General features: G+C 62.5%; 7 protein-coding genes, 1 tRNA gene and 1 pseudogene. 6 read left to right on the plus strand and 3 right to left on the minus strand.

The genetic code is table 11. The features are described 5' to 3' along the window. From L0H65_RS07625 to L0H65_RS07645, 5 genes are all read left to right on the plus strand, one after another. The coding region (locus L0H65_RS07625; RefSeq protein WP_301458260.1) for a PEP-utilizing enzyme at positions 1 to 1,475 on the plus strand (1,475 nt) is incomplete at its 5' end. Continuing rightward, positions 1,462 to 2,562, plus strand: coding sequence for a DUF3419 family protein (locus L0H65_RS07630; protein ID WP_301458262.1), 1,101 nt, complete (start codon positions 1,462 to 1,464; stop codon positions 2,560 to 2,562). The genes L0H65_RS07625 and L0H65_RS07630, both read left to right, overlap by 14 nt. Further along, positions 2,559 to 3,878 carry a diacylglycerol/polyprenol kinase family protein gene (locus L0H65_RS07635; protein WP_301458264.1) on the plus strand — a complete coding sequence of 440 codons (1,320 nt, stop codon included), beginning with the start codon at positions 2,559 to 2,561 and terminating at the stop codon, positions 3,876 to 3,878. Before L0H65_RS07630 ends, L0H65_RS07635 begins: the two co-directional genes overlap by 4 nt. Next, complete coding sequence (locus L0H65_RS07640) at positions 3,875 to 4,720, plus strand: hypothetical protein (protein WP_301458265.1); 846 nt, start codon at positions 3,875 to 3,877, stop codon at positions 4,718 to 4,720. Before L0H65_RS07635 ends, L0H65_RS07640 begins: the two co-directional genes overlap by 4 nt. After that, complete coding sequence (locus tag L0H65_RS07645) at positions 4,713 to 6,140, plus strand: AMP-binding protein (protein ID WP_301458267.1); 1,428 nt, start codon at positions 4,713 to 4,715, stop codon at positions 6,138 to 6,140. Before L0H65_RS07640 ends, L0H65_RS07645 begins: the two co-directional genes overlap by 8 nt. Before the next feature lie 19 nt (positions 6,141 to 6,159). Here the strand turns inward: L0H65_RS07645 and L0H65_RS07650 are convergent. The 3 genes from L0H65_RS07650 to rpoN all read right to left on the minus strand — a co-directional run bounded on the left by L0H65_RS07650 (position 6,160) and on the right by rpoN (position 9,938). Beyond that, positions 6,160 to 6,237, minus strand: a tRNA-OTHER gene (locus L0H65_RS07650). A 192-nt stretch (positions 6,238 to 6,429) separates the two neighbouring features. Beyond that, the gene (locus L0H65_RS07655; protein ID WP_301458268.1) at positions 6,430 to 8,490 is read right to left on the minus strand and encodes a hydantoinase/oxoprolinase family protein; all 2,061 of its coding nucleotides are present in this window, start codon (positions 8,488 to 8,490) and stop codon (positions 6,430 to 6,432) included. A 140-nt stretch (positions 8,491 to 8,630) separates the two neighbouring features. Further along, positions 8,631 to 9,938, minus strand: coding sequence for an RNA polymerase factor sigma-54 (gene rpoN, locus L0H65_RS07660; protein WP_301458270.1), 1,308 nt, complete (start codon positions 9,936 to 9,938; stop codon positions 8,631 to 8,633). 143 nt (positions 9,939 to 10,081) lie between these two features. Here rpoN and L0H65_RS07665 point away from each other — a divergent pair. After that, a pseudogene (locus L0H65_RS07665) lies at positions 10,082 to 10,555 on the plus strand (bifunctional NADH dehydrogenase FAD-containing subunit/selenide, water dikinase SelD); the annotation flags it as partial.

The raw sequence follows: 10,555 nt of genomic DNA on the forward strand, positions 1-10,555 counted from the left end.
TGGTCAATTGGTATCGCGCGCTTGCCCTTCTGCCCGGTTTTTCGCTGAACCGGGCCTATATGGAGACCATGATGGGGGTGTCGACGCCGATGCCGGCGGAGGTCACGGACAGCATCGGCCCGCCCCCGGCGCGGGGTTTGGGGCGTGCGCTGGAATACCTGAAACTGGTACGGGTTGGCGCGGGCCTTCTGTGGCAGGCGATGTGGCTGCCGCGGACACGAGCGCGGTTTTACGAGCGGCTCAACGCGGCGTTGAACAGCGGTTTTGACACGACAACGGCGGGGCCGACGGCGCTGGCCGCAGAATATCGCCGGATTGAAAGCACATTGCTCGACCGTTGGGATGCGCCGCTGGTCAATGATTTTCTCTGCATGATCGCCTTTGGCGCATCGCGCAATCTGCTGGAAAAATGGCTCGGGCCGCAAGGGTTGCTGCTGCATAATGACGTGATGATCGGGCAGGGCGACATCATCTCTGCCGAACCGGCACAGCGGATTTCGAGGATGGGGCAGATGGTGGCTGCCGCCGGGGTTGCTGATGGGGTGCGGGAGCACGGGTTGGCCGCGCTGGCGGCACATCCGGCAATTGCGGCGGACGTGCATTCCTATATCGCGAAATTCGGCGACCGCTGCACCGAGGAATTGAAGCTGGAAAGCATCCCGCTGACCGACGACCCCTCCAGCCTGCTGCAAGCGATTGCCGCGAGTGCGATGCGCGAGGCGGTGGCACACCATGTGGTGAGTGAGCCGGATTGGGCGCTGCTGTTCCCGAAGAACCCGATCAAGCGGCAATTCGCAAGATGGCTGATCGGCTGGACCAAGGCGCGGGTGCGTGACCGCGAAAACCTGCGGTTTGAGCGGACGCGAATTTTCGGCTACACGCGCCGGGTTTTTCTGGCGTTGGGGCGGGAATTTGCGGCGCGTGGCTTGATTGCGACCCCGCGGGCCATCTTCTTTCTGACGGTGGAGGAGGCGTTGGGCGCTGTTGAAGGTGCCGCACTTTCGCCCAACCTCAAGGCAATCATTGCGCTGCGCAAGGCGGAAGCCGAGGCATCCGCTCTGCGCCCTGACCCACCTGAACGGATCGAGTTGCGCGGCCCGGCGATTGCGCCGGTCTGGGATGCCGTGCCAGTTGACAAAGACACCGCGACGGAGCGGGTGGCGACCGGGTGTTCTGCCGGGCAAGTTACCGCCCGCGCCCGCGTGATCCGCGACCCGAGGACGGAGACGCTTGCGCCGGGGGATATTCTGGTCGCGCGTCATACCGATCCAGGTTGGATTGCAGTGTTCTGCAACGCCTCCGCGATTGTGGTCGAACGTGGGTCGCTGCTGTCGCATTCCGCGATCGTGGCGCGCGAACTGGGCATCCCTTGTGTCGTCGGGCTGAAGAATGCGACGGAATGGATCAAGGACGGCGAGATTGTCGCGGTTGACGGGGCCACGGGCCGGGTGGAGAGAGTCGATGCAACGCTCTGAAATCGAAGATAAAGCCGACTTTGGACATATCCGCTATGCCCAGTTGTGGGAAGATGCGGATGTGTTGACCCAAGGCTTGGGCGCTTGTGCGGGAGGGACGCTGGTGTCCATCTGTGCAGCGGGGGACAATGCGCTTGCGATGCTGGTGCTGGACCCGGCGAAAGTGGTCGTGGTCGATCTGTCGCTGGCGCAGATCGCCTGCCTGAAACTGCGGATCGGGGCGTTCCGACACCTGACCCATGCCGAATTTCTGGAACTGATGGGCGCGCGACCCAGCACGCAGCGGCGGGAATTGTTGAACCGGGCGCTGGCCGATCTGGACGCTGAGACCCGGAATCTGTGGGAAAGTCTTGCCGAGGATGTTGACCAACATGGCGCGGGCGGCGTCGGCAAGTTTGAACGCTATTTCCGCATTTTCCGCACCCGTCTGCTGCCGTTTGTCCATTCACAAAAGACGATTGATGCGATCTTTGTTCCGCGCCCAAAATCCGAACGGCAAACCTTCCTGGATACCCGTTTCAATTCATGGCGTTGGCGCCTGCTTTTGAACATCTTTTTCTCGCGCCTCGTGATGGGGCGCATGGGGCGCGATCAAGCGTTTTTTGACCATGTGGAGGGCAGCCCCGCGCAGCATGTTGCCCGCCGCATCCGCCACGCGGCGGTCGATTGTGACCCGTCGGAAAACCCTTATCTGCACTGGATCATGCACGGCACCCATGGCGCGGCGTTGCCAATGACATGGCGGGCAGAGCATTTCGAGGTGATAAAATCCCGGCTTGACCGGCTGGATATCCGCCCCGGCTCACTGGAAGCCTTTGTCTCGACGGGCGAAAAGGCGGATGGGTTCAACCTGTCGGATATTTTTGAATATATGTCGCCCGACGTTTTTGAACAGGTCTACGGCACCATTCTGAACGCCGCCGCCCCCGGTGCGCGGCTGGTCTATTGGAACATGATGGCCCCGCGCCGGGTGCCGCAGGCGTTTGCGAACCGGGTCACACGTCTGCGCGCGGTGGAGGATCGGTTGAAAGCCATCGACAAGGCGTTCTTCTATTCCGATTTCGTGGTGGAGCAGGTGAACGCATGACTGCGGCTGCACAGATCGCATTGGCGCTGGGCTCTGTCGTGGTTCTGCTGGGGTTGATGATGGTCATTCGCCGGGTTGCCGTGGTCTGGAATATCGGCGCAGAGTTGCAGCGCAAGCTGGTTCATATCGGCACCGGCATCTATGCGATTGTCCTGCCGTGGCTGTTCCCGGATCGCTGGCCGGTCTATGTCCTCGTCGTGGTGACGCTGCTTGTGATGCTGGTTTTGCGCCTGCCGAATTCACGGCTTGGCCGAACGCTGCATGGGGTCGACCGACAATCCTACGGCGATCTGCTGTTGGCGGTGTCGGTGGGCTTGTGCCTCTTTCTGTCCGAGGGTCGGCTTTTCCTTTACGTTCTGCCCATCGCCGTGCTGACGCTGGCCGATGCGACCGCCGCCCTTGTCGGACGCAGCTATGGTACGCGGTTTTTCCGGGTGGAGGAGGGGGATAAAAGCATCGAGGGCAGCACCGTATTTTTCGCGGTGACCTTGCTGATCTCGGTCATCTGCCTGATGCTGATGACACCGTTTCCGCCGCTCAACATCATCGTGCTGTCGGTGATGGTTGCGGCGTTCGGGACTTTGGTGGAGGCGGTGAGCTGGCGCGGATTTGACAATCTGTTCCTGCCGATGGGGCTTTTGATCTTTCTGTCGGTCCATGCCGAGGATCCGCTGCTGGACCTGCTGGCCCTTGCGGTGTTGTTTGCCGGGTGCATCGTCGCCTTCAAGTTTATTTCGCCGAAGATAGGGCTGACCAATCATGCCGCGCGGGTGTATGTCACCGCGGTTTTCCTGTTGCTCGCGGTGACGGAGTTGCAAAACGCGCTGTTCCCGATCCTCGTCCTTGCCGCCCATGTCTGGAGCCGGAGTGTCGCGCCGAGCAACAGCAAATTCCCCGATCTGGATATCGTGGCGGGGTTGGCCATGGTCAGTTTCGGATCGCTGACCTTGGGCAACGCGACGGGGTGGAACGCGGTGTCATTCTACGGGATCGTGGCGATGGGAATGATGATCGGACATTGCGCGTTGGCGCTTGGTTCATGGTCAAGTTCTGCGCGGTACATCGGCATCGCAGGGATATTCGCGGCGGCGCTTGGGATGCGCGCGATAGTCGTCGGGTTGAACCCGGACGGCGCGAACTGGAATGGTCCGATGTGGTTTGTCGTCGTGGCATCGGCTGTGCTGATGGCAATTGTCCCGTCTGCATTTCCGGCGCTGTTCACGCGGGCGCGGGTGACGAAACTGACGCTGCTGGCACTTTCTATCCCGCTGGCATCGTATCTTTATGCGATTGATATTCCGGGATTATGGGCATGACGGGACAGGTGTTCAGGGTTGATGGCGCGAAAATCACGGCTTGGCTTGACGGCCCGGAATGGGATGGTGCCGCCAGTGCGACTGTTGGTGCCTTCGCCTGTAAAACACCGGCGGCGGGTGCGGAAGTGCTGGCGCAGGCAATAGGTTTCATCCGGGGCAATGGACTGCGCCAGATCCTTGGCCCGATGGAAGGCGACACCTGGCACAGCTACCGCTTTGTCACCGAAACCGATGGCAGCCCGGCGTTCTTGCTGGAGCCAGCCCATAGCGCGGATGGGTTGGAACTGTTCAAAGCCGCAGGCTTCACCCAGATCAGCAGCTATTTTTCCGCCCATGTGCCGCTGGCACAAACCGCCTTGACGCCGCCGCCGGAACCCGCTGATTTCACGATTGAACCGTGGGATGGCAGCGACCCGGAAACCCTGTTCGGTCAGGTGTTTGACCTGTCTACCGAGGCGTTTTCGCAAAACGCCTTCTACAAACCGATCACGCGGGAGGCGTTCCTGGCGATGTATATGCCACTTGTGCCAATGCTGAAGCGGGAGTTGATCTTTTTCGCTCGACGGCGAGACGGAACGCTGGCAGGTTTTCTGTTCGGAACCCCGAATTTTGCCGAAGGGCCGAAGCCGAGAAGCGTGATTCTGAAAACCTACGCCAGTCTGTCTCATGGCGCAGGGCAACATATGGCACATGCTTTTCACAGATCGGCGGCGGCTCTCGGCTATGATAGCGCGATTCATGCGTTGATCCATGACGACAACCGTTCTGCCCTGCGCAGTGCCGCCGAAGGCGCGCAGGTGTTCCGGAAATACGGACTGTTCGGGTTGAAGCTGGATGGTTAGCCTTCTGGCCGATTTCGCTGCTGCCGTGTTGCGGCATCCGGACCGGGTGGCGATTGTCGATGGCAAGGGACGGGAAACCAGCTTCGCGCAGTTGGAAACCCGCGCCGAAGGCTTTGCGCGGGCGTGGCAGGCGCGGGGCGTAGGCAAAGGCGATCGCGTCCTCTTGGCGATGCCGCTGGACGCAGATCTTTACGCCAGCCTTGCGGCACTTTGGTCGCTCGGGGCGACTGTGGTGTTGCCGGAACCGGCGATGGGGCTTGCCGGGTTGCGCCATGCGGCAAAAGTTGCCGAAGCGACGGCATTTTGCAGTGCCGGTGTCTTTGGGGTCTTGCAGTTTCTTTTACCCGAACTCTGGCGGTTGCGGCGACTTCGCCCGAATGTGTCCGCAGGGAAACGGCTTGATCTGCCTGCTCCGCAAGATGGTGACATCGCGCTGATTTCCTTCACGTCCGGCACCAGCGGTGCCCCCAAGGCGATCCCGCGCAGCCACGGGTTTCTGAGCGCACAGCATCAGGCCATCGCGCCGATGTTGCAAAGTGCGGCGGCCGAGCGTGATCTTGTCGCTTTCCCGGTCTTTGTGCTGATCAATATCGCGAGCGGTCAAACCTCGGTGCTGCCAAGTTGGAAAATGTCGAAGTTGGAGCGGCTTGCGCCGGAAGTGCTTGCCGGTTGGATCAAACAGCAGAACGTCAACCGCGCATTGATCCCGCCGGCGCTGTGCGAAAAGCTGGTGCGGGCAGGGGTTCCGGCCAACTTGCACACCGTTTTCACCGGGGGGGGGCCGGTGTTTCCCGATATTCTGGAAAAGCTCGCCGCCGACCGTCCGGGGCTTTCGATCGTCTGCGTATATGGCTCCACCGAGGCGGAACCAATCGCGCATCTGGACGCGGCAGAGATCGAACCAAAGGACCATGCGCAGATGGTTGCCGGGCAGGGGTTGTTGGTTGGGGCACCGGTGCCGGGCTTGCAGGTGCGGATTGTCGGCGATGAAATTCAGGTTGCGGGTGCGCATGTCAACGGCGGTTATCTTGACCCGCGCCATGACGCCGAGAACAAGATCCATGAGGGTGACATCATCTGGCACAGGACCGGCGATGCCGGTCGGTTTGACGATCAGGGCAGGCTCTGGTTGCTCGGGCGGACCGGGTCGCAGGTGCCGCTGGCGGGTGGCCCGGTCTATCCTTTCGCCATTGAGGTCGCCGTGCATAGTTGGGCAGGAGTGACGCAATGCGCAGTCATGAGCGTCGGCAAAACGGCTTGTCTGGTGATTGAAGGCGACGCGCGCCACCTGCCGGAATGGCGACAAAAGGCGATTGGCATGGGCATCCCCGACGTGCGGCATCTGACAAAAATCCCGATGGACCGCCGCCATGCCTCCAAGATTGACCGCAAAGCGCTGGGCAGGTTGCTTGCTTCGTGATCTTGCCGTGATGGGGAAGTGGTGGCGAGGGGGGGACTCGAACCCCCGACCCCACGATTTATGAGTCGTGTGCTCTAACCAGCTGAGCTACCTCGCCACTTGAGCCGGGTGGTTAAGCGGGCAACCCGGATGCGTCAAGGGCAAATCGCCGGGAAAATCTCTGGAGCTTCGGTTTTGCGCGTGTGCGGCACCCCGACGCGCCGCCGGTTCAGGTCGTTTTGCCGGTCATGGGCGCTACAATCCGCTGTGGCATTGGGGGGCATGGCGCGGTCGCGGGCAGGGGGCAGCCTTACGGCACCGCTTTTGCCCGGCCATAGGCGGCGTCGCCCAATTCGATGCTGGGCTTTTCCGGCAAGGCATGGGCGATACGGGGGCGACCCGAGGCAGTGACGCTGATCGTGGCTTCCAGAAACATCGACCGCCCTTCTACTGCCGCACCGCGAATATCGCGCGATGAGGTGATGCGCAGATCATCCGCGCCTGCGACATGCGCCCGCGCCGTTGCCTCTGCCGTCAGTGCCGCTTCCATCACATCCATCGCGGCTTCTCGGGTGCCGAACACCTCTGGCCCATAGGCGAGATGCGCGATGAACTGGCCTTCACCCGCTGCCGAGACCACACCGGTTGCGCGTTGGCTGACCTGACCCACCACCGCGCCGATGGCATTGGCGACACCGGCATGTTCCGGCAGGATCATCTGCGCACCGAGCCGGGTGCCGACCGCGCCGTAATAGAACGGGGCAGAGGCACCAAGCCCGACAATAGGCACACAAATGCGGGCCGAAAGTTCCACAATACCGCGATGTTGGTTCAAACCGGCGCGCAACAAGGGGTGCCGCGCCATGATCTTTTCCTCCGACCCGGCAAAGGTGGGGTCTTCGCCGAAGGCCGCCTCCAACAGGCAGGTTGCGGTTTGTTCGGTCAGTTGATCGACGATCTGCTGGGCGAGGGCGATGGCATTGGCGGCAACCCGTTCGCCCTTGCCGTTGCGTCGCCGCGCCATCAGCGACAGCGCCTTGTCGGACGCCGTGCGGTCCCAATCGGTCAATCCGCCAAGCACATGGCTGGCGTCCGATGGTGTCACACCTGACAGCATCACCAGACCGCGCGCAACAAGGCGGTCCATCGCCGCCACTTCCAGCCGGGAAGTCAGCGCGGCAGCCAGTGGCATTGGCCGATCGACCCGTGCCAGAAGCGCGGTTTCGCGCGCCGTCAGTCCCGCAGGCTCAAACCCCATAGGAACCACGAAACGCCCGTCGAGTTCGCCGGGCTTGTCGTTGGAAAGCGCACGGTCCAGCGCGTCATGCACCATCTGGCCGTGATCCACCGCCAGCAAGGACACCGGGATCAATCGCCGCGGCCCAAGGAAAAAGCCACCCGTCAGCCCTTCGGTGATCAGATGCGCTTCACTGTCGCCACCAAGGCCGGTGGTGCGCATCGCCACCGCCTCCACCATGGTCCGGTAAGCACCGACGCGCGCGCCTAACGGATCAATCTCCGGCAATCCGTCTTTCAGCAGCGCGATGTCAGTTGTGGTGCCGCCGATGTCCGACACCAGTGCATCCGTCGCCCCGGTCAGCCAGCGCGCGCCCACGATGGAGGCGGCGGGGCCGGAGAGGATGGTTTCAATCGGGCGCTCGCGCACCATGGCGGCGGCGATCAACGCACCATCGCCGCGCACCACCATTAAGGGCGCGGTAATTCCGCGTTTTTTCACATGGCTTTCGCAGGCGGTGACAAGCCGGTCGATCATGCCGACCAGCCGCGCATTCAACACCGCCGTCAAGGCGCGCTTCGGCCCGTTCAGGTTGGCCGAAAGTTCATGCGAGCAGGTGACGGGGCGAGCTGTAACCTGCCGGATCAGGTCGCGCGCGGCGATTTCATGGCCGGGGTTGCGGGTGGCAAAGCGGGATGCGACGGCATAGGCGACAACCGCCTGTCCGCGCAGCGCCTGTTCCAGCCCGTCAAGGTCCAGCGGTGCGCTTTCCTGCCCGGCATGGCTGTGACCGCCGTTGATGCGGATCACCGGATCGCCGCCCAACGCCTCCGCCAACCCGCCGCGTTCCAGATCGCCATCGTCAAAGCCGATGAACACCAGCGCCACGCGCCCGCCTTGGCCTTCTACCAGAGCATTCGTCGCCAAGGTGGTTGACAGTGACACCAGCGAAATATTTTCGGGGTCAATTTTTGCGGTGGCCAAGGCGGCATCGACGGCGCCGCCAATCCCGATCGACAGGTCGCGCCGTGTGGTCAGCGCCTTGGCCTTGCCCAGAACCGTATCGGTTTCGTCATCCAAGATCACCGCGTCGGTATAGGTTCCGCCGGTATCGACACCCAGAAAAATGCTCATGCCCGTCTCGTTCCAACTGTTGGCCAACTGCTGTCCTGTCGCGCAGGACAGTCGCGGTCTAGATCGAAACCTGCGGTCTTGCCCAGCCCGGAACGACGCAATTTGCGCCGGTTTGTCACAATGCGCCGGGGCAAAGCCGGTCAGCGCCGTTGTTTGCGCCGATGTGCAGGGGGGACATCCATCATCGCGCGGTATTTCGCGACGGTGCGGCGGGCGAGTTTTGCTGTCTCCGTCGAAAGTGCCACGGCCAGTGCCTGATCGGAAAATGGGGCAAAGGCATCCTCGGTCTGGATGAGTTTGAGCAGCCGCGACCGCAGCGCCCCCGCACTTGCCCCGCCGTCACCCGCCGGCGCTGCGGTGAACAGAGAGCGGAGCCAGATGGTTTCACGCGGGGTGTCGACGCTGACCCCGGCAATCGCCCGGCTGATCGTGCTTTCATGCAGCGCCACTGCTACACCGACCTCCCGCATTGTCATAGGTTGCAAGGCGGTCATGCCTTGGCTCAGGATCGCCTCCTGCCGCTTCAGGATCTCTTGGGTGATCCGCATCAAGGTATGGTTCCTGCTGGTAACAATCCGCTGCAATTCCCGCGCTTGCTGCCGCTTTTCAGAGGCTTCCTCCGCGTCGTCCGAGGACGCCGCTGTGTCGCGGACATGCAGATCCGGCAAGGCGGAGCGGTTCAGCGAAACCTGCCAGCCATAGGGGCCCCGGCTGATTGTCAGGTCGGGTTCACGCACGGGTGCGGCATCATGGCCAAACTGCGCGCCGGGTTTCGGATCAAAGCTGCGGATGATCCTTACCGTCTTTATGACATCGCTTTCAGGCACGTCGCACATCCGCGCCAGCCGCGCAGTCTGTCCCGCAGCCAACAAATCCAGATGGTCGAGAATACAGCCCATCAGCCGATCAAGCAGCCCGCGCTCTTCCGCTTGCAGATGCAGACATTCCGCCAATGAGCGCGCGAAAAGGCCGGTGGGTTCCATTGCGTGCAACCGGGTCAGCACAGCTTCTGCCTCGGGCACCGTGCAACCGAACTCTGCCGCGATATTGCCAAGCGGTCGCCCGAGCCAGCCGGAAGGCTCCAGCGATTGCATCAGGGCAAAGGCGATGTTCCGCGGGCGACCCGGAGGAAACAATTGGTCGATCTGGCGCGAGACATGCGCCAGCAGTCCAAGCGCCGGAGCCTGCAAGAACGCACCGACATCCGGGCTGCCGGCGTCACCCAGGCCCTGCGAAGCAAAGGCGGTTGTCCAGCGTGGCAGCCATTCCCCCGGCGCGGGTTGCGCGGTTTCCAGCGTCAGAAAAGGGTTGTCGCGGGCCTGTTCCTCCAGATACCGGGTCAGGCCGGAGGCATCGAAGCGCAGGATACGGATGGAGGATGCCAGCGCCGTGTTCAGCCGCAGCCTCTGGATCTGGGTTTGCTTCAGACTTGGCGTGCTACGCGGCATTGGGCTGTTGTTCCGGAAGGTCGGTGACAGGTTAGGCCGTTGCCCTGAAATGTGCAACGGTGGCGGTATCCGCTCTCGCCATTTGACGGTGCAGCCGCTAGTCAGGGCGCGAAGGAAAACCAAGGCGGGGCAGGCGGCGGGTGATGCAGGGGCAGGGCTGGCCACAGATACGCGATCTGGTGCTGATTGGTGGCGGGCACAGCCATGCGCTGGTGTTGCGCAAATGGGGGATGCAGCCGCAAGCGGGGACGCGGGTAACGCTGATCAACCCCGGCCCGGTGGCACCCTATTCCGGCATGTTGCCCGGCCATATTGCCGGGCATTACAGCCGCGCCGAGATGATGATTGATCTGGTGCGTCTGGGCCGTTTCGCAGGTGCGCGCGTCATCATCGACAGCGCCATCGGGTTGGACTGCGACACCCGGCGCGTGATTTTGGCGAGCGGTCGCAGCCTGCGCTATGATCTGGCCTCGCTCGACATCGGTATTGCGTCGGACCTGCCGGAGGTGGCCGGGTTTGATGCCCATGCCGTCGCGGCCAAGCCACTGGGGGGATATGCCGAAGCATGGGAGGGGTTCGTTGCGCCGAGGCCATCGGTTGCGGCATTCGGGGCGCAA

The organism is Pseudorhodobacter sp., from assembly GCF_030452865.1.
Classification (GTDB): domain Bacteria; phylum Pseudomonadota; class Alphaproteobacteria; order Rhodobacterales; family Rhodobacteraceae; genus Pseudorhodobacter.